The following is a 23,757-nucleotide window of genomic DNA, read 5'->3' as shown; positions in this document are numbered from 1 at the left end:
TAATAGAGATAATAATGCGACCAAGTACAGGAAACCCACCAGGCAGCAAGACAGGCTTCAAACGCATATGCACGTTATACTCTTCTTACAGAGTAACAATGAATGATATCTGGCGTGTATTTAATTGCAACAACTTTTTTTATGACATTTTACGAAAGGACATAAAATCCTTTGAACACAAATATCAAATACAGTACCCTGACGCGAATGCTGGGAACACTCTTCTTGTAACTAGAGATGACTTATTTGCTGTAATTGAGCAACAGCAGAAAGTTGGCAATTATGAAAAAGTATTTATAGAAGCAATTATAACGACTGAAAACTTCTTAAAAGACGTTTCACTGATTGTTTATAAAAACTTCCCAAATAAGCTGACTGTTGGAAGCTCTGAACAAGAGAGCGAAAAACGTGAGTCTAAATTATTGTCGATTATTATCAACAGTTTCGACAAAGAAGAAATGTTGGCAAAGTTAACTGAAGAAAAAATTAGAGGCATTTTTTACGGAAACCCTACTGATTTCTTTAAGAAGGATACTGCAAAGCTTGGATTGGCAAAGTTCTTTACAGATAATCATCATAAAACTCTAGATAAGTTTGCTGAAATAATTGCTAGAAGAAACATATTTGTTCATAACGATGGCAAAGTAGATAGAAAATATCTGCGTGAAGTAGCCAATCCTACTTTCAAATTGGGCAACAAAGCCATTATCAGTTATGATTATTTAAAAGAGGCCATTATGACTCTCAAAGCACTGGCAGTACTTGTGACTGACATTGCTGTAAGGAAGAATTATAATGAGGTGCCTAATAAAAGAATAACCGATGGAGTTAAGATTACAAACAAAAGGCTTAATGTCTGATTGCTTGATTTCCCTATCTGGCGCGAGTTTAGCGGAGCGTAACTTGTGACCAACCATAACGTGGAGGCTGTGCCTTTACTGCCGCGCCAGCGGCAAACCGGTGCCGCGCCGCTAGGAATTATCTGGGCGGCGCGCTCGTTTTCTATCGTATCACAAACGAATCAAATCGTATCAAATCGTATCATCCTATATCTTTGTGGTATGGATGAACACGTACATACCGTTCGGGTAACGCTGGATTGGGCGTTGCTGGCCACCATCAGCAAGCTGGACCGTTTTGATGCCAGTTGGTCGGCTATTGAGCGGCGTGAAGGTCAGACGCTTAAGCAACTTAAAGCCATTGCCACGGTGCGTAGCGTGGGTGCCTCTACCCGCATTGAAGGCTCGCGCATGAGCGACGAGGAAGTAGACGTACTGCTGCAAAACACCGATATCAGCAAGCTGGAAGACCGGGATGCGCAGGAGGTAGTCGGGTATTTTCAGCTGCTAGATCTGATTTCGGAATCCTACGCCGACATCGACATAAGCGAAAACAGCCTCAAAGGCCTGCACAACCACTTGCTGCGTTTCAGCCGCAAAGACGAGTGGCACCGTGGCAACTACAAGCAGCACAGCAACGCCGTAGAAGCCTCCCTACCCGACGGCACCCGGCAGACCGTCTTTCAAACCACCGCGCCGGGCTTTGCTACCGAAGATGCCATGCGCGAGCTAGTAGCCTGGTTTCACCGCGACGAAGTCACGCACCCACTGGTGAAGTGCGCCCTGTTCGCCTACGATTTCGTGAGCATTCACCCTTTCCAAGATGGCAACGGACGGTTGAGCCGCTTGCTGGCTACCCTGCTCCTACTGCGTCACGGCTATGTCTGGATTCAGTACGTGAGTTTGGAGCACGAAATTGAAAACCGCAAGACGGAGTATTACCGGGTGTTGCAGCAGTGTCAGTCGCAGCGGCCTGGGGAGAATGTGTCGGCTTGGCTGCATTTCTTTTTCGATGCCTTACGCAACGTGCAGCAACAATTACTGCAAAAGCTAACTGTGCAGGAAGCAGCAACGCAGTTGTCACCCCGCGAAAAAGCAATAATCAGCTTTATCGGGAACCATCCTGGCAGCAAGTCCGGTCAAATTGCCGAAAAACTTGGTATTCCAGGACCATCGGTTAAACGCACGTTAGCCGAGCTGATAGCACAAGGGCGAATTGAAAAACAGGGCCAAGGTCCCGCTACCGTTTATTACCTGGTGTAAAGTATGACCTCTGGTTTCTAACGCTGCAATGCACCCAACGCACACCGCGCCGCCTGGAGCTATCCAAGCGGCGCGGTTTTTATTTGGCAGATAGAGAGGAAGATTCTCTATTCCTGGCCCTCCTCGGCGAGAATCCGCTGGGCAAGGTCGGTGTGCTTGTCGTCGGCTTGTTTGGCTTCTTGCACGGAGGCTTTCAGTTCTTTTTCAGTCTGCGAGAAGCCGGCAGAGGCGGCGTACGAGGCTACCGTGCCGAAGGAAGCAATCCAGTAGTGCAGGGCCATTTGGCCGCTGGCAATGATGCCCAGGTCACGCACGCTGTCGGTTTTGGCTTGTGCCCGAATCTCTTTGCTCACTTGGTAGTGGGCTTCCAGGATTTCGTTGTCCTGGTTGTTCGCGCCACCTACTTCTTCGATGGCACGATCAAGGCGCTTTGCCCACTCCTTGGAGGTTTCATTGCCTTCTTTGAGGGCAGCTTTCAGCTCGGGGTGCGTGGCGTCGTTGAGGATTTCGTCGGTTGCTTTGGCTGCTACCTGGCTTCCTGCTTTTTGAGCTGATAGGCCGTCTTTGATGAGTTGTTTTAGGTCGTCGGTTTTCATGATACAGAGGATAAAAGATCGAAGTGAGAATCACTTGTCTTGCCCTTTCAACGGTCCCCCTGTCGATTTGTTGGCGGCACCGATCAGCAACAAACACCGCGCTTTTATTTGCTATTACTACCTTATTATCAATATTTTGCACTTATAAACAACCTCATTACTTTCTGCGATACGAAGACAAAACCAAGGCCTCCTACCCCATAAATCCTATTGTTGTGACCGCGCTAAGGCCGAGCTTCTTCTTCCGTTTTTCGTCACCAAGCATATAGGTGGCAGTCAACGTTATAGCGTTCTATAGGCCACGAAATTATGCTGCATCAACATACCTAGCTCCGGTATAGTCAATCGCTCTTTCGTGATACTACCCTGTCTCCCATACATGGGCTGGATGAGGGTCGAATGTTATCGGCTAGTTCACGACAGCAGCTCAACAATGTTTTGTCACTGAAGCTGCAAAATGACAATATCCTGTAGGTAAAACAACCTTGGGCCATGAACTGCGAGGTAGCCGAACCTCAGCACGACCCCAGCCAGCACGAGGACGCGCAGCCTACCCCTACGGTTGAAGCTGTTGCATACGGGCTGTATTTTTAGTGGCATGCAGGAAAACCGCTCCGATTGGGTACAATGCCTACTTGCGCAAGCTGGCCCCGACCTTGGCTACCCTACGCGGACGCTACCCGCGCAACGGCTGCTTGTTCTGCCCAGCGCACGGTGTCTTGCAGCCATTCCCGATACAGATGAACGCTACCCTGATCGAGGTTGCGAGGTAGCTCGCGTAGGGCGGCTTGCGCCTGCGTGCGGGCACGCTCGGCATCGCCGGCAAGGCGGGCCAAGGCCGCTTCTACGCGCGGCGGTTGGTCGGCTGGGGTGAAAGCGCTAAGCTTAGCTTCGGCCTGGTAGGCGCGGGCAGCCGTGGCGTCGTGCTCGTAGGCGGCGCTGAAAAACGCGGCTTCCAGCCAGCCGCTGGCTTGCAATGCAGCCGGCACTTGGGACAGATGTTGGCGATAGTAGGCCAGTTGCTGCCCGGCTGCCACCGGGTCGCCCGCGTCGAGGTAGTGCAGGTAGAGGTAGTAGGACAGATGGCATTTCAATGGGTGCTCGACGTGCAGGGCAGCGGCGGCTTCCAGGGCCAAGCGGTTCAACTCACGCGGTCGTATGCCGACCATGCTGCGGATAGAGGCCGTCAGCATACTTACTTCCAGCTCTTGTTTTGGTCCCCGGCGGCTTAGGTTGAGTAGGCGCATGCCGTCGCTGGCGAAGCCTCCGGTGTGAAAGGGAATGATGGTGACGACGAACAACAGAAGAGAAATACCACCGCTCAGGGCCAGCGCTATTACCGGCACCGTGCCTTGAGCTGCGGCCGGCAGCAGCGTGTAGAGGCCTACCCCCAACGCGCCCCATGCCAGGCTTGCCAATGGCCCGCCCGCAGCGAATACGCGGAACCGTTCGCGCAGCCGCACGTCGTCGGGGGGCACGCTGAGGGCCAGGCCCCCGGCTGTGTTCAGTTTGCGGTTCCACTCGAAGCGTAGGCGGCCTGCGGGCTGGCGGCGCCACATCAGCGGGCCTATCGTCAGCCAATGCAGGCAAAACCCTTGCAGGCGCCCGGCCAACGCATGGCCCAATTCGTGCAGGCCGACCGCCACCAGCCACGCCACCGGCAGCAGGGCCAGCAGCCCCAGCTTTTGCATCAGGGTCCAGTGCAAGGCGACGGGAGGGGAAAGTAATCCGTACTTGGCACATAGAAAACCTACAACCCCGCCCACTATTGCGAATATAAATAGTCTTAGTTTCTTCATGATAAAGCTGTTTAGGAAGTTGAAAATAGGGAGGTTGAACGTCATGCTGAGCGGAGTCGAAGCATCTTGCGTGCTGACGATAGATAGGATCACACTCGATTCATCGAAAAGCACGGCCCGAAGCTCCGCAAATGCCTAGCTTTACTCTCATGCGCACGGTTTTCACGATTCAAGGACTACTCTTCTTCTTGCTGCTGGTGGGGCTGGCTGCTTGTTCCTCGTCGGACCAGCAAACCAGCGACCCAGCCCAGGCCGCAGACCCTACCTACACCCGGCAGCGCATCGTGGTGTCCGACTCGTTGCACCGGGGCCGCATTCTGGATCGGTACGACTCGGTGCTGGTGGATACGCGCCCGCAGTTTCTCCTGAAACTCCCGCGCCGCCTGCTCGACACACTGGCACTGGGCCAACTGCTGGGCTGGGATTCGGTGACCGTTCGGCAGCGCCTTGCCGATGCCCTACCCTACGGCCTAGCCTCTACCGGCTACCCCATCCAGTTCCGCCTCACGGCCAAGGAAGCCGCGCGCGTGCGCCGCGACAGCAGCGCCACCGTACTGCAAAAGCTGGTGCTAACCGAGCGGCGCCAGCGCGTGTACACCACCAGCGCGGGCGCGCCTGTGCTGGGCTACCTGGGTGCCGAGGCGCAGGCCTTCTACCGCCAGGCCAAACGCACCAGGCGCGGCCGCTTTTACCGGCTGCGCAACGGTGGAGTAGAAACCTACTATAATGGTCTGCTCAACGGGCATTGGGGCTACCTACACCCCTTAATGGATGCGCAGGGCAACCAGCACGGCGCCTGGGCAAAGGATACTGTTTTTCAGCAAGGCCAGGACCTGCACCTGACCATTGATGCGAAGCTACAGGCCTACGCCGAAAAGCTATTGGGCGGCCGCAAGGGCTACCTGGTGGCCCTGGACCCACGCACCGGCGAAATTCTGGCCTACGTGTCGGCGCCGGTGTACCCGGCCAGCACCATCACCGCCCCCGACCAAGCGGGCGTACGCACCCAGCTGCTGCAAGATGCCGATATGCCCCTGCTGAACCGGCCGGCCATGCTGGCCAACCCGCCCGGCTCAGTGTTTAAGCTGGTGAATGCCGCCGCCGCGTTGCAGTTGGGTGCTATTCTCCCTACCACCGGGTTTCGCTGCGACCAATCGTTGGTGCGTTGCGTGCACCATCACCCCCAGGCCAACAGTCTGACCATGGGCCTGAAGTACAGTTGCAACCCTTACTTCTACCAGGCAATGCAGCAGCTCATCAACCGCGTGCCCGACAGCCTGGCCCAGGATTCGGCGGCGGCCCGCCACGTCAACCTGGCTTTGTGGCGGCGCTACGTCCGGTCGTTTGGGCTGGACTCGGTGCTGGGTGCCGATGTGGCGCGCGAGGCGCCCGGTTTCCTCCCTACTCCGGCCTACTATGACAAAGCCCGCGGCACCAACAAGTGGACTTACCGCTCTATCTACTCGCTCAGCATCGGGCAGGGCGAAATCAACCTGACGGGCTTACAAATGGCCAATATGGCGGCCATTGTAGCCAACCGGGGCTGGTACTACCCGCCGCACCTGGTGCGTAGCGTGGGCAACAGCGGCCCCCTACCACGCTTCACCCAAAAGCACCATACGCTTATTGACAGCGCGAACTTTGCCGCGCTGCTACCCGGCATGGTGGCCGTGCTACAGCGTGGCGGCACGGCCGAAGCTTCCAGCCTGGCCGACGTAGGCATTACAGTAGCCGGCAAAACCGGCACCGTGCAAAACGACGAAGGCGACGACCACGCCGCTTTCGTCGGCTTTGCCCCAGCCGACAATCCTAAGATTGCCGTGGCCGTGTACCTTGAAAATGCAGGTTTTGGGGCCACAGCGGCGGCGCCCTGTGCGGTGCTGGTGATGGAAAAGTACCTGCGCGGCAGCATTGCGCCTAAGCGCAAGCGCTGGGAACGGCGTATGCAGAGTAGGGCCAGGGACGGGTACTAGCGGGCATGGCCGGCTGGTTATGTCGAAATTGCCGTCATCGGGTAGCGAGGTAACTGTTCGCTACCGCCTATGTGTCTACGATCTGGCGCGAAGGCCACCTACTATTGCGTTATTTGCAGCGCTAGTCATTTATTCCCTACCCATGGCTACGCTCATCCCTACTTTTATGGAAACCTCGTTACGCCGCGGCGACGGCAGCACTTTTCTAACGCTGCAGCATAATCAATTTGAAAACTGGATTCATGCCCGCTGGTATGGACGTCAGACGTTGGGAACGGTCATGGATGGAGGGTTAACGCACTTGGATATGATTCGGCAGCAGCCCTGCGCCAAGCTGCTCAACGACCATCGCGACTTAATTGGCACCTTTGTGGAGGCCAACGACTGGATTCAGCAAATCTGGACGCCACTGACTATTGCAGCAGGATTGCGTTCCATCGGGCAGGTGATATCGCCAGACGTGTTTAGTCAATTGTCCATTGAGGATCTACAACACCGTATTGGCAATCAACTGGACCTGTATTTGTTTGACAGTCTGGAGGTGGCGCAAACGTGGCTACGGACTCAGTAGCGGCTAGCGCTACCCTGTAGTTGGCAACAAACGTCTGCTTAGGAGAAAGAAGCTTCTGTTTGCTTTCGGTTCAGGCAATTCAGTTGGCAGGCTGTTCTCTACTTCCCTTGGGAATACCCGAAGTGTGACAACCTATCGGGCTTATTCTGGTTTGGCTAGTGATCTGTTATCTCGTCACGCTCGACGTTCCTCCCCATGCCCTCCACCATCACCATCGCCTCTAACTCCACCCAACCGCTTACCGTCAACCGCTTGGGCTACGGCACCATGCGCCTACCCGGTCCCGATGTATGGGGTGAGCCGGCCAACCGCTCCGAGGCCCTGCAAATTCTGCGCACGGCCGTAGAAAACGGCGTAAACTTCCTCGACACGGCCGATTATTACGGCGAGGACGTCACCAATCGCCTCATCCGCGAAGCCCTCTACCCCTACCCCGCCGACCTGGTTATCTGCACTAAGGTAGGCGCTACCCGTCGACCCGATAAAAGCTGGGTGCCCTTCAACACGCCCGAAAATCTGCGCACCAGCATGGAGAACAACCTGCGCACCTTGGGTCAGGAGCAGATCCAACTGGTGCACCTGCGCCTGATGGGCCACGGCGCGGTGCCCTTGGACGAGCAGTTGGGCGCTATGTTTGAGCTGCAGCGCGAGGGTAAAATCCTGCACGTGGGCCTCAGCAACGTGACCCGCGAGGAGCTGGAAACCGGCTTGCAGCTGGGCGAAATTGCTACTGTAGAAAACATGTACGGCTACGCCCAGCGCACGACCCTAGCGCACGCGCACGGCCACAACCCCGGCGGGGAGGAAGTGTTGGACCTTTGTGAAAATCACGAAATCCCGTTGATTCCTTTTTTCTCGCTGCTGCACGCCCTACCCAAAGAACTCAATAAAATTGGCGAGGTAGCCCGCCGCCACAACGCCACACCTGCCCAAATTAACCTGGCCTGGCAGCTGCACAAGTCGCCCTGGATTCTGCCGATTCCGGGTACTTCCTCGCTGGCGCACTTGCGGGAAAACCTGGCTGCTGCCGCTATCCAACTGAGCGCGGAGGACATGGCGTATCTGGGGTAGGAAACGGCGGAGCGACGTAGCCTAATCGCAAAGTTTGTTTCTTGTAGGCCCGCACCTTTCAACTCTCTGTATGTCGAGAAGCTTCTTCAGCGCCGTTCTACTCTGTGGCTCCACCTGTTTTTTAGCCAGCAAAACCCCCGACTATTTATCTGCCCACCACTTGCCAAGCCGACCTAGTGTCAGCGCGCCGGCGACCCCGCCGAAGCCTTACGGCGCCCTACCCTCGGCCAGGCAACAGGCGTGGCACACCACCGAAGTATATGGCATTGTACATTTCACGCCTACTACCTTCGAGAACAAGGAGTGGGGCTATGGTGATGCGGATCCGAGCGTCTTCAACCCCACCGATTTTGATGCCGAGCAGATTGTGCGAGCAGCTAAGGCAGGCGGCTTGCGCGGTATTATTCTGGTAGCCAAGCACCACGACGGCTTTGCATTGTGGCCCACCAAAACCACTGCGTACAACATCTCAAAAAGCCCTTTTCGTGGTGGAAAAGGCGATTTGGTGAAGGAGATGGAGCAGGCGGCTCGGAAGCAGGGCCTGAAGTTTGGTGTGTACTGCTCGCCCTGGGACCGAAACAACGCTGCCTACGGTACTCCCGCCTACCTACCCATATACCAGGCCCAGTTGAAAGAGCTATACGCCAACTACGGGGAGCTGTTTATGAGCTGGCACGACGGCGCCAACGGCGGCGACGGCTACTACGGCGGTGCCCGCGAGAAGCGCTCCATCGATAACACCACCTATTATAATTGGGACCAAACCTGGGGCATCACCCGCAAGATGCAGCCCATGGCCAACATCTTCAGTGATATTGGCTGGGATGTGCGCTGGGTAGGCAATGAGGAAGGCCACGCGGCCGAAACCAGCTGGGCTACCTTCACGCCTCGCCCGCCCGAGGGTAAAAACGTAGCCGTGCCGGGTCAGGCCAACTACCCGCAAAGCCCCATGGGTATCCGCAACGGCGAGTTTTGGATGCCGGCCGAGTGCGACGTACCACTTCGCAAAGGCTGGTTCTACCACCCCACCGAGGCGCCCAAAACGCCCGAAGCGCTGTTTGATTTGTACCTGAAAAGCGTAGGCCGCGGCGCGGCCCTGGACCTGGGCCTGGCCCCCGACACCCGCGGCCAGCTACACGCCGACGACGTAGCGGCCCTCAAAACCTTTGGCGACATGGTGCAGCATACCTTCGCTGACAACCTGGCGAAGGGCGCCCGCCTCACGGCCAGTAACACCCGCCACGCCACCTACGCCCCTGCCAAGCTGCTCGACGGTAACCGCCAAACTTACTGGGCTACCACCGACAACGTGCACACGCCCAGCCTGGAAATAGCTTTCACCGCGCCCAAAACGTTCGATATCATCAGCTTGCAGGAGTACATTCCGCTGGGCCAGCGCGTAGAGGGTTTCACCCTTGAAGCTTGGCAGGATGGCGCTTGGAAGCCACTTTACACAGGCACGAGCATCGGGGCCAAGAAGCTGGTGAAGCTGGATGCGCCCGTAACGACCACCAAACTGCGCGTGGCCATCACAGCATCGCCGGTTTGTGTGGCCCTGAGCGAGGTAGGAGTGTATAAGCAGAGGCCGTAGATGCAGAGTAGGCCCGGTGAGCACTATACCTCACTGGGCCTGAGATGAAAGCAGGTGGCGGGGCGCTCGAAAGCTCAATGTGTAATCTAGCTTGATAAATGTGAAGCCTCTTATGGCCGTGCAGGACGAATTGCCGTATGTAAGAGACTTTTGCTTCACTTAAAATAGATTTTATTGAATTTTTCTACGCCAACTAATGCGCTTTCCTTTTTCTCCAAATTAGTTGGTAGCATACTTCTGAATGTTGCAACTATATTCCAGACTGTTGCACAACCCACAGCCACCCCATCTGATACGCTGACTACCCATCAGAAACGCACTCGGCAGCTTGTATTGGGTACTGGCTTTGTAGTGGGCTATGCGGTTTCGCTCAAACTGCTCAGCGACGCGTGGTACAAAGAATATCCTCGCACCCGCTTTCACTTCTACGACGACAGCCACCACTGGAAGCAGATGGATAAAGCGGGCCACTTCTGGACTGCTTTCCACGAAAGCCGCATGGGCGTGGACGCGTTGCGCTGGGCAGGCACCTCCGAGAAAAAAGCCATCTGGCTTGGCAGCCTAGTTGGTCTGGCCCTGCAAACGCCCATCGAAATACTGGATGGCATGAGCGAAGGCTACGGCTTTTCCAACAGCGATATGGTAGCTAATGCTGCCGGTGCGGCGGGAGTGCTGGGGCAGCAGTTGGCCTGGGGCGAAATCAGGGTGATGCCGAAATTCTCGTTTCATAGTACGTCCTACCCCACTACCCGCCTCGAAAGCCTGGGCAACAGCTACGCCGGGCAGGTATTGAAAGACTACAATGGCCAAACATACTGGCTCTCGACGGATATATCCCGCTTTCTACCCTCTAGCACGCGCTACCCGAAGTGGTTGAACGTGGCAGTAGGCTACGGCGCTGCCGGGATGGTGGCAGGCGACCCGGCCCAGAACCGGGCGCTGGGCTACCGGCCCTACCGCAAGTTCTACCTTTCTCCCGACCTGAACCTACAGAACATTCCTACCCGCAGTGGCCTGCTGCGCACAGCCTTCTACGTGCTCAGCATTGTGCGCATACCTGCACCGGCTTTGGAATACAATACCAAGCGCGGGCTCGTGTTCCGTCCGCTCTATTACTAAGTTTGTGTACCTACCAGCCATCTATTCAGCTGAATATAGTATCTTTGCCCACAACCAACTGACCATCATCATGCTACCATCCATCACTATGAAAAGAAGCACTGTTGCCGTTTCGTCGTTTCTGTTGCTGAGCAGCCTGGGGTCGTTGAGCTTCCTGGCCTCTCAGGTGCGGGACCTGAACCTGTTTTTTGACCTGCGCGACGGCGAGGAGTTGCATTTCTAGGTTGCTTTTCCATACGGCTAGTTACTACCATGAACCCCGCCTATGGCGGGGTTTTCTGCATTTCAAAAAGTGGCGGAAGGTTGCATTAGCCGTTAAGCTTCTATCTTCACCTCAAATTAGATAGCCAACCTTTCCTCCCAAGCAGGACCTGACATATGCATATTGAAGAGTTTTTCGCATTATTTTTAGAAGAACTGAAGAGTAACTCCAAGCTTACTAGCTACTACAAATTTTTAGAAAATCCCGCCAGTTTCGAGTTTCGGAAGGCGTATGTGGTGCAACGGCTCCAGTATATTCTGGACCACCTGCCTACTACCGATGCCGCTATCTGGGATTGTGGCTGCGGCTACGGCACTACTGCTATTTTCCTGGCCCTGAATGGCTACAAGGTACACGGCACTACGCTCGAATTTTACTTCGCACGTATTCCGGAGCGGCTACAGTACTGGGCACAGTTTGGCGACGTATCGGGCTTCACGTATAGCTACGAAAACCTGTTTGATGTGCCGCCACCGCCGGCGTCCTACGACCACATCATCATTCAGGACACGCTGCACCACCTAGAGCCGCTGCAGGATGCCCTGCGCATTTTTCATCAGGCGCTCCGACCAGCTGGCAACCTCATCATTGTAGAAGAAAACGGAGGCAACGTGGTGCAGAATCTGAAGCTTTATCTGCGGCGCGGCAACAAGCGCATCATCGAAATCTATGATGAGCAGTTAAAGAAGAATATTTTGCTGGGCAATGAGAACATTCGTCCGCTTGCTACCTGGCGGCGCGAGCTGCACAAGCAGCAGCTCACCATTTACCCCGCCGACGTGCGGTACATTCGGCTGTTTCCGCCGTTTATGTTCAAGCAAAACAACACGCCGGAACTGGTCCAGCGGGAAGACCGCATATGGCGCCGCAACGCGCTGCTTAAAGAAAAGCTGTATTTCGGTCTAAACTTCGTGGCCGGTAAAATGCCGGAGGCTCGCAACGCCTAGCTGCGCAGTTCACTCTGCTGTAGGGCAGCTTATTACTTTGCACGTTTGCCCTACCCTGCTTGTCCGGCAGAGCATTTTTGTAGGCTTTTCCGCTACCTACGCACTTCGTTCTACGGGCTCCGCGAACTGGAGCCTGCTTTTTTTCTGCACTTTCGCGCCCATAACCGTATAAGAGCGGCATACACCTAATCGTTTCTAACCCTTACCACATGGAATTGACTTCGCTCAAGGAGCAAATCAGCTACATTATCGGCCGCGACATGGCCAGCAACTTCTCGCAGCAAGGCCTCGACCTAAACGTAGATGTGCTGGCTCAAAGTATGAAGGATGCCCTGGGCGGCAAGCCCAGCGCCCTCTCCAACGAGCAAATTGAGGCCGCCATGCGGCAGCTCCAGGAGCAACTGGGCGGCGCCGAAGAAGATGACACCCAAGACCCCAACGCCATGAACAACAACAAAGCCGAAGGCGAAGCCTTCCTTGCCGAAAACAAAAACAAGCCGGGTGTGACTACCCTGCCCAGCGGCCTGCAATACGAAGTACTGACTGAGGGCAATGGCCCCAAGCCTACCCCTAGCTCGTCGGTGACCACACACTACCACGGCACGCTCATCAACGGCAACGTGTTCGACAGTAGCTACCAGCGCGGTCAGCCCGCTACCTTTGGTGTGAACCAGGTAATTGCCGGCTGGACAGAAGCCCTGCAACTGATGCCCGAAGGCTCGAAGTGGCGCCTCTACATCCCTTCGGACCTGGCCTACGGCAAGCGTGGCGCCGGCCGCGACATCGGCCCCGACTCCACGCTCGTCTTCGACGTGGAATTGCTGAAAGTGAATAACTAACTGTTTCCCCGGCACCCGCTGCATCTCCGATCCGGCGGCTGTCGGGGAAACGTTTTTCCTGCCTTCTCCTACGGACTTTTCTACTCCTCCCCTTCCTCCCGTCGACTTGCCTACCCTGCGTAGCGAGGACAACCGCCTGGAGCTAACGGCCACAACTCTGCGCGTGCACGACCAGCGCTACAGCCTGCTGGAGCTGGAAGCCGCCGAGCTGACGCCTGTGCGGTGGTTGCTGTGGTATATGCTGGGCGCGCTGGTGCTGGCGGGGGTGCTGCTGGCTTTCCTGCAAAACTGGCTGCGCACCCTACCTACTGCGCTGGGTCTGACGGTAGGCGCTCTGCTACTGATTTACGGAAACCGCGGCACCAACCGACTGCGCCTGCACCGGGCCGGCCGCGAAGCCGCGCACTTTTCCCTACCCGGCGACCTGGCCACCTGGCTGCCCCTACTCCGTGAGCTAAACCGCCGCATTCGGGCCCAACATGATGCTGCCGCGGCCCATGCCGCGCAGCTGCTGGCTACCCTCACCCCGCCCGACGCTGCCCCGGAAACTCCACCTACCGATTCGTTTTAACCCGTCATTGCTTTAACCGCGCATCCAGTGGTTTTGCTTTACCTTTGACGCGTCCGTTTCACTGGTTAATACCACCGTTTTCCCTCCTATTTTTTATGGACTCTAAACACCAGCACACCGCCATTTCTACGGCAGGTTTGCTTATCGCCCTGGGTATTATCTACGGTGATATAGGCACCTCGCCACTCTATGTGATGAAGGCAATTGTGCCGGGCACCATCGACCCGATTTTGGTGTATGGCGGCATCTCGTGCGTACTCTGGACGCTGACGCTGCAAACCACCATCAAATATGTATTGCTGACGCTGAACGCCGATAACAACGGTGAAGGCGGCATTTTTTCGCTCTACGCATTGGTGCGGCGCCGAGCGGGCTGGCTTACCATCCCGGCTATTGTAGGCGGCGCGGCCTTGCTGGCCGACGGGGTTATTACGCCTCCCATCTCGGTGTCGTCGGCGGTAGAGGGGTTGGAGGCTATCTACCCCACTATCCCTACGGTTCCTATCGTTATCGGTATTTTGCTGCTGTTGTTCTTGTTGCAGAGCTTCGGAACGCAGATTGTGGGCAAGGCTTTTGGGCCAATTATGTTTTTGTGGTTCAGCATGTTGGCTACCCTGGGCATCTTAGGCATTGTGCAGCATCCAGAAATTCTGAAGGCTGCCAACCCCTACTATGCCTACGACTTGCTGGTGAACTACCCCGGCGGTTTCTGGCTACTGGGTGCCGTGTTCCTATGCACCACTGGGGCTGAGGCGCTCTACTCCGACCTGGGCCACTGCGGCAAAGGCAACATCCGCATCAGCTGGATGTTCGTGAAGCTATGCCTGCTACTCAACTACTTCGGGCAGGGCGCTTGGCTGATAAGCCATGCGGGCGAACAGCTTGATGGTCGTAACCCATTCTATGCTCTCATGCCCGAGTGGTTCCTGATCATCGGCATCGGCATTGCCACCATTGCAGCGGTTATTGCCTCGCAAGCGCTTATAACGGGCTCGTTTACCCTGGTAGCAGAAGCTATCCGCCTGAATATGTGGCCCAAGGTGAAGCTCAACTACCCTACCGATGTGAAGGGCCAGCTGTTTGTCCCGAGCATGAATCGGCTATTGCTGTTTGGCTGCATTGGGGTAGTGCTGTATTTTCAGCGCTCCGAGCACATGGAAGCAGCCTATGGTCTGGCTATCACCCTCACCATGCTGATGACGACGCTGCTGCTCACCATGTGGCTGCGCAGCAAGCGGGTACCCATAGCCGCTGTCGTGCTGTTTGTGCTGCTCTACGGCAGCATCGAGGGGTCATTTCTAGTGGCCAACCTCATCAAGTTCCCGCACGGGGGCTGGGTGTCGCTGGCCATTGGGGCGGCGCTGGTGGGCGTGATGTATGTGTGGCTGAGGGCCTTCTACATCAAGAAGCGCCTCACGGAGTTCGTCAAGATTGACCCCTATATGGAAGCGCTCAAGAATCTGAGCCACGATGATTCCATCCCCAAATATTCCACCCACCTGGTGTTTATGACCTCGGCCGAGCGGGCTTCCGAAATTGAGTCGAAGATCATCTACTCCATCTTCCAGAAGCGTCCCAAGCGTGCTGATATCTACTGGTTTGTGCACGTAGATACCACCGACGAGCCGTATACCATGGAATATAAAGTGGTGGAACTAGCGCCCAACGATGCCTTCCGCATCACGTTCCGACTGGGCTTTCGGGTAGAGCAACGCATCAACCTCTATTTCCGCAAGGTGATTGAGGACCTAGTGCGCAACAAGGAAGTGGACATCACCTCGCGCTACGAGTCGCTGAGCAAGCAGCACGTGACGGGCGACTTCCGCTTTGTGGTGCTGGAGAAGTACCTGTCTGTCGAAAACGACTTCCCTACCGTGGAAAAGCTGGTAATGCAGGCGTATTTCTACATCAAGCAATTCATTGCGTCGGAAGACAAGTATTTCGGCCTCGATACCAGTTCGGTGAAGGTGGAAAAAGTACCGCTGGTGATTGCGCCCGTTCGTGACGTAGCCCTTAAGCGAATTCAATAAGTACGGCTCGCCCACCTGTTGCTATGCCTTTACTAACCCGCGACGATTTTTCAGAGCTGCTAGCGAAAGTGCAGCAACGGGGGGCAAGTTATCTTTTCTCAAAGCTGAACCCTAGCGCCTTAGCCCGCACCCAGCGCACGTTCGACGACCCGACGCTGCAAACGGCTAACTGGTGGATTGTGCCTGCTGTGCGGGCGCGCTGGAATCAGAGAATCACGGGCGACCCTACCTTCCCCTACGAGTCCTACGTGGTAGCAAAGTATCTGCGAAACCGCACGGGCCTGTCGCTGTGCTCGCTGGGAAGCGGCAGTTGCAGCCACGAACTGGCTTTTGCCCGCCACGCCGCATTTAGCCAAGTAGAGTGCGTAGACATTGCTCGTGCCCTACTGGACCAAGCTAAAATTCAAGCTCAACGCGAAGGGCTGCATAACATGCACTTCGTGGTGCGCGATATCAACCGCCAGCACTGGCCGCAAAACACCTACGACGTGGTGCTGTTCCACTCAGCCCTCCATCACTTCCAACATGTGGACGACGTGCTGGACAATGTGTGGCACGCCCTGCGCCCCGGCGGCCTAGTGGTCCTTTATGATTATGTAGGCCCCAACCGCTTGCAATGGAGCGCTGCGCAGCTGTTCGCTGCCAACGAGTTGTTGGCGACCCTACCGGCCTCGTATCGGCGGCGCTACCGCAGCCAGCGTCTGAAAACGCGCATCAGCGGCCCCGGCCTGCTCCGGATGCTGGTTTCAGACCCTTCGGAAGCTGTGGAGAGTGAACAGATCAGAGGAGCAGTAAAGCAACGCTTTACGCTGCTGGAGGAAACTGAAGTAGGCGGCAATTTGCTTGCCCTCGTGCTCAAGGACATTGCCCATCACTTTCTTGCTAACACGCCACAGACGCACCAGTTATTGGCTACGTTGTTTGCGGCAGAAGACGCTTTCCTGACTCACCATCCCAGCGACATTCTGTTTGGGGTGTACCAGAAAACCTGAGCTTGCATTTTGTCACAATAAAACGGCCCCGCTGAATCTTTCAGCGGGGCCGTTTGCAGTTAAAGGGCGTTGGGTTAGAGAGATATAATAGGACGAAAGCGTACAAAAAGATTATTGTTTACTTCTCCTACTATCTATAACCTACTGCCCTACCGGCAGCCACTTGCGCAGCACTTTCAACTGCGCTTCGGTAGGGTTTTCTACCTGCTCCACGCGGTAGCGCTGGGTGGTGCCGGCCAGCAGCGGGAAGCTCACTTCCTTGATCTGGCCGTCGCGGTTTACCAAGAATTTGACGGTGGTACCGGCCGGCCGGCCAGTGAGGGCCGTGTTGGGGTCGGTGGTAATGCGGCCGCCGTCGAGGGCCAGGATTTCGTCGTTCACGTTCAGGCCGCCTTGCCAAGCGCTACCGTCGCGCACGACCGTCGTGACGGTAGGCGCGCCGCTGCGGGCACTGACCACGGCGCCTAGCACACCATCGGAGGTAGTAGGCGTGTTGGTGAGGCGCAGGCCCGCGTAGCCCAGGGCCGTGTTGTAGGGTAGGGTTTCGGTACCGTACACGTAGCGACGGAAGAAGTCGTCGAAGCGTTGGCCAGCTATTTTGGCTACGGCCGCCTGGTATTCTTCGTCGGTGAAGCCGCGCTTTTTCTTGGTGTAGTACTCCGAGTAGAGGTAGCGCATCACGTCGTCGAGGCTTTTCTCGCCCTTGGTGGCGTTAATCACCATCAGATCCAGCACAGCGCCAATCACCTCGCCCTTATCGTAGTAGCTGATGCTGGTGTTGTAGGAGTTTTCGTTGGGCCGGTACTGCTTGATCCAGCTGTCGAAGCTCGACTCGGCGGCAGACTGCACTTTGTTGCCGGGCGTATTTTCTACGCGAGTAATCACGTTGCTGAGATCGGCCAGGTAGTTTTCGGGCTTCACGAAGCCGGCGCGCTGGGTAATCAGGTTGGAGAAATACTCCGTGCCCCCCTCGCTCACCCACAACATGTGCGTGTAGTTTTCCTTGTCGTAGTCAAACGGCCCGAGTGCGATGGGCCGGATGCGCTTCACGTTCCAGAGGTGGAAATACTCGTGCGCCACCAGCCCCAGGAAGCCTTTGTAGCCACCGGGTGTGTTGTAGGTGGTGCGCGACACTTCCAGGGTAGTCGAGAACAAATGCTCCAGGCCGCCGCTGCCGCGCTCCAGGTTGTGCACGATGAACACGTAGCGGTCCAGTGGATTCTGGCCCACCACGCGGTGCGCTTCCTCGCACACCTTCTTCATATCGGCCAGCAGTTGCTGCTCGTCGTAACGGGCTTCGCCATACATGGCTACCGTGTGGGGCGTGCCGTTGGCAGTGAATTGCAAGATTTTCTGGTTGCCGATTTCAATGGGCGAGTCGGCCAGCTCGTCATAGTTGGTGGAGCGGAAGGTGAAGGGCGCGCTGCCGCTCACCGGCTTTAGGCTGGTGCTCACCTGGCTCCAGCCAGTGGCGGGCTGCACCGTGAGGGTACTCTCCAGCGCTTTTCCCTCGGCCGGATACATAAACACGCTGGTGCCGTTGAGGTAGCCGTGCGAAGCGTCCAAGAAGCTGGTGCGCACGCTCAGTTCATAGGCGTACACCTTATATTTAACGGTGAAGTCTTTGGCTTTTGGGTGATACACGCGCCAAGTGTTTTTATCCACCTTATCGACTTGCAGCGCCTGCCCGCCGGCCGTTGCTACCAAGCCCTCCACGTTTTTCTCGAACTCCCGCACCAGGTAGGAGCCGGGTGCCCACACGGGCATTTTCACGTCGGTGTAGGGTTTGTTGAAGCCTCCCAAGCTCATTTCCACCTCGAAATAGTGCGTTTGCGGGGCAGGCATCGAGAGGGTGTAGCGCAGGGTAGGCGAAGCGGCGGCGGCCGTGGCGGCCGTCAAAAATGACAGCGCCCCAGCGGCCACCAGTGTGCGGAAACGGGTAGGCAGCATGAACAAAAAATAATAAGTAGAAAAGCAGGAGTACACCCGACCCCAAAAGGCAGCCGGGGTTGCAAAGTACAGCCGATTTTTGAGCCTACCTACTCGTCCGCGCCTACCCCGCCGGAACCCCTACCCGCTGGTTGCCGTTAGGCTGCTTACTTCCCTACCCTCTTATGCGCTACGTTTGGATAACCTTTCTGAGTTTGGTAGCCGTGCTACTGGCCGTATTTCTCTGGCCACGCCCGGCAGCTCCTTCTGCTCGCGTGGTGCCTACCCAAGCCGTGCCGGTGGTAGCCGTTGTGCACCGCACGCCCCGCGCCCCTACCCCCGTAATGAACGACCGGGCTGAGGCCATCATCCGCTTTGCCGAGCAGCAGTTGGGCACGCGCTACTGCTACGCCGGCACCACGCCCGCGGGTGGCTTCGATTGCTCAGGCTTCGTGTACTACGTATTCAAGCAGTTCGATATCAGCGTACCGCACTCCACCGCGCAGCTTATCAGCGTGGGCCGGCCCGTGGAGCGTAGCCAGGCCCGCCCCGGCGATATTGTGGTGTTTACGGGTACGGCCGCTACTTCCACCACGCCCGGCCACGCGGGCATTGTGCTCTCGGAGCCCGGCGAGCCGTTGCGTTTCATTCATTCCTCCTCGGCCCGCCATGAGTCCGGCGTAAAAATCAGCCAGGTAGAAGGCTCCGGCTACGAGCGCCGCTTTATGCAGGTGCGGCGGGTGCTTTAGCATGGTGAAGTTGAGAGTTTGTGAAGTTGTGAGTAGGCAAGCGTCTGTCATCCTGAGCGGAGTGAAGGACCTTATGTCCCAAGAACGAGTCGTTGTTACGCTTGTCGTTCTGCCGTGATAAGGTCCTTCGCAAGCTCAGGATGACAGACGCCTTCTTATTATACAAACTCAAGTACACTTCTCTACCCCACAAACTCCCAACTCCACCTTTCCTAAAAAAGCGATGCCCGGTACTGCCTGTGCAGGCCTACAGAAAGGCTGCTGGGCAATACCGGGCATCTAATCCTTCAAATCTTACCAAGCGACGGGTCTGGGGTACAGCCCCGCCATCCGTGAGATAAGACCTTGCCAGAATGCGGGAGCACGCCCTGCTGGGCTAACAAGTGCTCCGCGCGAAAAGCTGTTATTACGCGCGTCCGGCGGTGATGCGGACTACATTCGACAGGCTCGGCAGGATTTGGTTGGGACTACTAGACATTTTGTACCTCCTTTCTTTACGTTCGACATAACCGTTGTTCGCGCGGCCCAGCACCTTAGGGCTGCTTGAACAGGGCTGTAGCACTCGCTACTGGTCTGTAAAGTTAAAAGCCCACCGGATGGTTCAAAATAAAAACCCTACTATTTTACCCCCTGAAGCTACTGCCCTGAGCATCAGCACGTTTTTTTCAGAAAAAAGATGTCTTTCTTTTCGCTATCGTCTGATTGGTAAGCTGGCGTTATGTTTGCATCCTAAGCATGGTACTCTGGCGCGGTCTGTTTGCACTCAGTTGCTTTGATCGTTTCATGGTTTTCCTCTATCTTTTTTCCCCGAACCCACCACTCTCTATTATCACCATGAAAAAGATGTTGTTTCTCTGCCTGGCAATGCTGCTGGGTTTCACTAAGCTTGCTACGGCCCAAAGCCTCTCGCCATTGGGCATATGGACAAACTCCGAGAAAAAGGCCACGTTTGAAATTTACAAGTGCGATGGCAATAAGCTATGCGGCAAAATTGTGTCGCTGACCGTACCAAACGACCCTAAAACCGGCAAGCCCAAAACCGATACTGTAAACCCCGACCCTAAGCTGCGTAGCCGCCCCCGCCTGGGCATGGTATTCATGCAGGGCTTTGAGTACGACTCCGATAATAAGTGGGACGATGGCAAAATCTACGACCCCGAAAGCGGCAAAACGTATTCCTGCTACATCAAAATGCTGAATGCAAATACCATGGAAGTGAAGGGTTACATCGGCTTTTCGCTGATTGGCCGCTCGCAGACCTGGACGCGGGTGAAGTAACCGACGAACTTATTTAGCAGGCAGCGGCGTTTCCAGCGGAACGCCGCTGTTTTTGCTTATATTCAACCGGTTACCGCCCTGGCGTAGCTACACTCTCTTTTCTTACGTAACCAGTTTGTTTCCCTGCGCCTATGCCCATCCTTCCCCGCCCCATTGCCAGTGCCGTTCCTATGTTTTCTATCTGGCTGCTCTGCCTGGGCATGTTGCTACCACTGATGGGTCAGGCGCAGGCACTGTCGCCGGTGGGGATGTGGGAAGACGACTCGGGGGAGGCCCGCGTGGAAGTGAGCGTGCGCGACGGTGAGCTGACGGGCCGCCTGATTTGGATGCATCACGCCATTGACCCCAAAACCGGCCAGCCCCACCTCGATGGGCGCAATCCTAACCCCACGCTGCGCACCCGTCCGCTTCAAAACTTGGTGGTGCTGTACAAAATGCGCTATAACCCCGACTCGGGCCGCTGGGAAGACGGCGAAATCTACGATCCGCACAGCGGCCACTACTATTCCTGCTACCTGCACATGGAGTCGCGCGACCGGCTGGAGGTGAAGGGCTATATCGGTTTTTCGCTGCTGGGCCGCTCCCACTATTGGCACCGCCTGAAACCCGGCACGGCGCTGTAATTGCGCAGCCTTCCGACGCCCCTACCCGGAAACTATTTGCAAGGTCGAGTGTTCTTTTGAAACTCCGAACCTGCTTTCCTTCCACCCTTGCGTCGTTTTTTCAAACAGCTTTTTGGTTCTACTGCTGCTGCCTGTCAGGCCGAGTGGCAGCCGTTGGTGCGTACCAATGTGCAGCAGCAAGCCTACGCCCGCTGGGTGGAGCAACGGGTGTACCTGAACTGGATGGGGCCATTTTTCAAGGCCTATCACTTTCAGAAAACCAACGTGCGCGGCCGGGGGCTGCGCGTGCAATTGTTGAGTGAGGGTGGCCGGCAGGGGGCTCTATTTTTCTATGATCCCAGCATTGGATCTAATTTTCAACACCTGTTCGACTTCATTCGCGACCGGGTGCTGGCGCTGGGCTACCACCTCTCTACCTCCGACCGGCGCCGCCTACCCCACCCCGAGTACACCGAAACCATTGAGAAGCACTTTCTGAAGCCCACGCCCGGCGACTGCCCCGATACGGGCCGCTGCAACCAGCGCTTCGGCAACGTGACGGTGGACCTGGTTCGCATCAACGACCAGCCAGGCTTCATCCGGTTTGTGAGCAACCCCTACCACGACACCATCTTCGCCCCCGCACATACCTTCGATGAGTTGCTAGATGCCGTGTTTAATCTACCCGCAGCCAGTGCAACTGAGCAGGCGTGCGCCCAGCAGTTTCTTAAATAGCGTTAGCATCTGGCCTATTATGATTTGCCGCGCCGAAGCAGTATCTTTTCAAGGAAAAATATCCTTGTCTTAAGATGGTGCTATGGCTTGTTTTCTACGCTTGTTAGGGAGTGGTGGGCTGCTTATACTGTTGCTGCTGCTGAGCTTTTCAGCAAGGGCCACGCACATTGTGGGAGGAGAGATGGACCTGCAATACGTGTCGGGCAACAATTACCAGCTGACGCTCACGCTCTATTTCGACGCCATCAACGGCAGCCCTGGCGCACTGGATAACGACCTGACGGCTGGTATTTTCGACAAAGCCACCAATGGGTCGATGCAAAATGTGGTGCTGCCGCTGGTGGAGAATACGTACGTGGCCTACACTAACCCGGCCTGTACGTCGCCCTCGCTTAGCACACGCAAGCTGGTGTATCGTAGTGTGGTGCAGCTTTCGCCCAACGTGTATACCGGCGCCCAGGGCTACTATGTAGCCGTGGAGCGGTGCTGCCGCAACAACGGCATCAGCAACATTGTGAGGCCGGGCGAGTCGGGTCAGACGTTTTACCTGGAGTTTCCGGCGGTGCTGCGCAACGGCCAGCCCTTCCGCGACTCCACGCCCCGCATTTTTCCGCCTCTGAGCGACTATGCTTGCTTGGGCGAGTTGTTTTACTACGACTTTGGCGGCCAGGACCCTGATGGCGATTCGTTGGTGTATGAGCTGGCTACGCCGCTCAACGGCTACTCCTCTACGCGCGTACCCAAGCCGGCCACGGCTACCTCAGCGCCCTACCCCACCATCAGCTGGGGTCCAGGCCGCAGCGAGCAAAGCCAGATACCGGGCGCGCCTACCCTCACCATCAACCGGCGCACAGGGCGGTTAGAGGTACGTCCTACCCAGCTGGGGTTGTTTGTATTTGGTATCAAATGCTCGGAGTACCGCAACAAGGTGAAGATTGGCGAGACGCGGCGCGACTTTCAGTTGAAGGTGATTACGTGCCCTACCAATGCCGACCCGACTATTACCGCGCAGGCCCAACTTGGCAACGCTACCTACCTGCCCGGCCGCGACACCATTCGGCTGGTGCCGGGCGGCAACCCTTGCGTGCGCCTGCGCTTCACCGACGCGGATAATGCCTCGGCGCTGTCGCTTTCCTTGCAGCCCGTCAACTTCACGGGACCCCTACCCAGCATATCACTCCTACAAGGCATGGTGCGCGCCACTGGCATGCCCGACACCCTCATTTCGCAGTTGTGCTTTCCTACCTGCTTCGACACAAAGGGCCAGGTGTATTACCTGAATGTGATTGTGGCCGACAACGGCTGTAGTCTGCCCAAGCGCGACACCGTGCAACTGGCTATTCTGGCCCAGCCCGCGCCTACCCATACGCCCGAGTTAACTTCGGTGCCTACCTTGATGCAGGACAACAACACGCCGCTGGTGATACGCGTAGCCCCCGGCAGTGTGTATGAGGCAAACCTCACGGCTACCGACGCCGACAACGACCCACTGACCCTTACGGCAGCCGGCACTGGCTTCGATATGGCAGCGGCCGGCATGAGTTTCGTGCCGACGAATGGTAAGGGGCGGGCTACAGGCGTGTTTCGGTGGGAGGCGTCTTGCTCGGTGGCGCTCCTGCAACAGATGGAGGTCACCTTTCGGGTGCAGGAAAGCACGTGCTACCCGCAGCCCCAGGTGCAGGTGGTGCGCTTTGAGGTAGTAAGTCCCGACACGCTAGCGTTTCTGCCGCCCAATATCATCACGCCCGGCAACCACGACGGTAAAAACGACGAATTCACCCTACCTACTCTCCCGCCTGACTTCTGCGACAACCGCTTTGCTAACATCAAGATTTTCTCGCGCTGGGGCAACGAGGTATACAGCTCCGCCGACCGCAACTTCCGCTGGGACGGCGGCGGCCGCCCCGCCGGCGTGTATTTCTACCTGATTGAGTACACCAACAAGCGCCGCTTCAAAGGCATGCTGACGCTGGCGCCAGCCTATCAGTAACGAGGCTTTTG

At 56.4% G+C, this 23,757-nt stretch carries 21 protein-coding genes; 18 read left to right on the top strand and 3 right to left on the bottom strand.

The genetic code is table 11. The features are described from left to right. The first annotated feature begins 98 nt into the window (after nucleotides 1-98). Together F1C16_RS06635 and F1C16_RS06630 are read left to right on the top strand one after the other, a co-directional pair. Nucleotides 99-860: a hypothetical protein gene (locus tag F1C16_RS06635; protein ID WP_185283559.1), complete on the top strand. Its 762-nt coding sequence runs from the start codon at nucleotides 99-101 to the stop codon at nucleotides 858-860. Between the two features lie 201 nt (nucleotides 861-1,061). Beyond that, entirely contained in the window at nucleotides 1,062-2,102 is a 1,041-nt protein-coding gene (locus tag F1C16_RS06630; protein ID WP_185283558.1) for a Fic family protein, read from the top strand. 107 nt (nucleotides 2,103-2,209) lie between these two features. Here F1C16_RS06630 and F1C16_RS06625 read toward each other — a convergent pair whose 3' ends face one another. Beyond that, a complete protein-coding gene (locus tag F1C16_RS06625) occupies nucleotides 2,210-2,698 on the bottom strand; it encodes a ferritin-like domain-containing protein (protein ID WP_185283557.1) in 489 nt (162 codons plus the stop codon). Nucleotides 2,699-3,363: 665 nt separating this feature from the next. Further along, nucleotides 3,364-4,404 (bottom strand): M50 family metallopeptidase, encoded by a 1,041-nt coding sequence (locus F1C16_RS06620; RefSeq protein WP_185283556.1) that lies wholly within the window; start codon nucleotides 4,402-4,404, stop codon nucleotides 3,364-3,366. 242 nt (nucleotides 4,405-4,646) lie between these two features. Here F1C16_RS06620 and F1C16_RS06615 point away from each other — a divergent pair, with 242 nt between their 5' ends. The 11 genes from F1C16_RS06615 to F1C16_RS06570 all read left to right on the top strand — a co-directional run bounded on the left by F1C16_RS06615 (nucleotide 4,647) and on the right by F1C16_RS06570 (nucleotide 16,463). Continuing rightward, the gene (locus F1C16_RS06615) at nucleotides 4,647-6,470 is read left to right on the top strand and encodes a penicillin-binding protein 2 (protein WP_185283555.1); all 1,824 of its coding nucleotides are present in this window, start codon (nucleotides 4,647-4,649) and stop codon (nucleotides 6,468-6,470) included. A gap of 166 nt (nucleotides 6,471-6,636) precedes the next feature. Further along, nucleotides 6,637-7,041 (top strand): hypothetical protein, encoded by a 405-nt coding sequence (locus F1C16_RS06610; RefSeq protein ID WP_185283554.1) that lies wholly within the window; start codon nucleotides 6,637-6,639, stop codon nucleotides 7,039-7,041. Nucleotides 7,042-7,236: 195 nt separating this feature from the next. After that, nucleotides 7,237-8,112: an aldo/keto reductase gene (locus F1C16_RS06605; RefSeq protein ID WP_185283553.1), complete on the top strand. Its 876-nt coding sequence runs from the start codon at nucleotides 7,237-7,239 to the stop codon at nucleotides 8,110-8,112. Between the two features lie 160 nt (nucleotides 8,113-8,272). Further along, nucleotides 8,273-9,703: an alpha-L-fucosidase gene (locus F1C16_RS06600; protein WP_258049047.1), complete on the top strand. Its 1,431-nt coding sequence runs from the start codon at nucleotides 8,273-8,275 to the stop codon at nucleotides 9,701-9,703. A 333-nt stretch (nucleotides 9,704-10,036) separates the two neighbouring features. Further along, the gene (locus F1C16_RS06595) at nucleotides 10,037-10,822 is read left to right on the top strand and encodes a DUF2279 domain-containing protein (protein ID WP_246601615.1); all 786 of its coding nucleotides are present in this window, start codon (nucleotides 10,037-10,039) and stop codon (nucleotides 10,820-10,822) included. An 88-nt stretch (nucleotides 10,823-10,910) separates the two neighbouring features. Next, complete coding sequence (locus tag F1C16_RS22945) at nucleotides 10,911-11,045, top strand: hypothetical protein (RefSeq protein WP_258049046.1); 135 nt, start codon at nucleotides 10,911-10,913, stop codon at nucleotides 11,043-11,045. A gap of 272 nt (nucleotides 11,046-11,317) precedes the next feature. After that, complete coding sequence (locus tag F1C16_RS06590; protein WP_185283551.1) at nucleotides 11,318-12,031, top strand: bifunctional 2-polyprenyl-6-hydroxyphenol methylase/3-demethylubiquinol 3-O-methyltransferase UbiG; 714 nt, start codon at nucleotides 11,318-11,320, stop codon at nucleotides 12,029-12,031. Nucleotides 12,032-12,240: 209 nt separating this feature from the next. Next, on the top strand, nucleotides 12,241-12,870 hold the full coding sequence (locus F1C16_RS06585; RefSeq protein WP_185283550.1) for an FKBP-type peptidyl-prolyl cis-trans isomerase: 630 nt from the start codon (nucleotides 12,241-12,243) through the stop codon (nucleotides 12,868-12,870). A gap of 106 nt (nucleotides 12,871-12,976) precedes the next feature. Next, on the top strand, nucleotides 12,977-13,441 hold the full coding sequence (locus tag F1C16_RS06580) for a hypothetical protein (RefSeq protein WP_185283549.1): 465 nt from the start codon (nucleotides 12,977-12,979) through the stop codon (nucleotides 13,439-13,441). A 95-nt stretch (nucleotides 13,442-13,536) separates the two neighbouring features. After that, nucleotides 13,537-15,471: a KUP/HAK/KT family potassium transporter gene (locus F1C16_RS06575; RefSeq protein ID WP_185283548.1), complete on the top strand. Its 1,935-nt coding sequence runs from the start codon at nucleotides 13,537-13,539 to the stop codon at nucleotides 15,469-15,471. Between the two features lie 23 nt (nucleotides 15,472-15,494). Then, nucleotides 15,495-16,463 carry a class I SAM-dependent methyltransferase gene (locus F1C16_RS06570; protein WP_185283547.1) on the top strand — a complete coding sequence of 323 codons (969 nt, stop codon included), beginning with the start codon at nucleotides 15,495-15,497 and terminating at the stop codon, nucleotides 16,461-16,463. Between the two features lie 141 nt (nucleotides 16,464-16,604). On the opposite strand, the gene F1C16_RS06565 is transcribed toward F1C16_RS06570, so the two are convergent. After that, nucleotides 16,605-18,413: a M61 family metallopeptidase gene (locus F1C16_RS06565; RefSeq protein WP_258049045.1), complete on the bottom strand. Its 1,809-nt coding sequence runs from the start codon at nucleotides 18,411-18,413 to the stop codon at nucleotides 16,605-16,607. A gap of 164 nt (nucleotides 18,414-18,577) precedes the next feature. On the opposite strand from F1C16_RS06565, the gene F1C16_RS06560 reads away from it, so the two are divergent. The 5 genes from F1C16_RS06560 (at nucleotide 18,578) to F1C16_RS06540 (ending at nucleotide 23,746) form a co-directional block, all read left to right on the top strand. After that, nucleotides 18,578-19,141, top strand: a complete 564-nt coding sequence (locus F1C16_RS06560; RefSeq protein WP_185283546.1) for a C40 family peptidase — start codon at nucleotides 18,578-18,580, stop codon at nucleotides 19,139-19,141. Nucleotides 19,142-19,975: 834 nt separating this feature from the next. Then, a complete protein-coding gene (locus F1C16_RS06555) occupies nucleotides 19,976-20,419 on the top strand; it encodes a DUF2147 domain-containing protein (RefSeq protein WP_185283545.1) in 444 nt (147 codons plus the stop codon). A gap of 131 nt (nucleotides 20,420-20,550) precedes the next feature. Further along, nucleotides 20,551-21,042: a DUF2147 domain-containing protein gene (locus tag F1C16_RS06550; RefSeq protein ID WP_185283544.1), complete on the top strand. Its 492-nt coding sequence runs from the start codon at nucleotides 20,551-20,553 to the stop codon at nucleotides 21,040-21,042. An 87-nt stretch (nucleotides 21,043-21,129) separates the two neighbouring features. Then, nucleotides 21,130-21,756 (top strand): hypothetical protein, encoded by a 627-nt coding sequence (locus F1C16_RS06545; RefSeq protein WP_185283543.1) that lies wholly within the window; start codon nucleotides 21,130-21,132, stop codon nucleotides 21,754-21,756. Nucleotides 21,757-21,838: 82 nt separating this feature from the next. Next, on the top strand, nucleotides 21,839-23,746 hold the full coding sequence (locus F1C16_RS06540; RefSeq protein ID WP_185283542.1) for a gliding motility-associated C-terminal domain-containing protein: 1,908 nt from the start codon (nucleotides 21,839-21,841) through the stop codon (nucleotides 23,744-23,746). Nucleotides 23,747-23,757: the final 11 nt, after the last annotated feature.

The sequence above is a fragment of the Hymenobacter sp. NBH84 genome, assembly GCF_014217645.1.
Taxonomy (GTDB): Bacteria; Bacteroidota; Bacteroidia; order Cytophagales; family Hymenobacteraceae; genus Hymenobacter; species Hymenobacter profundi.
Note: the sequence above shows the minus strand (reverse complement) of the source record. Positions and strands in the feature narration are given on the sequence as shown.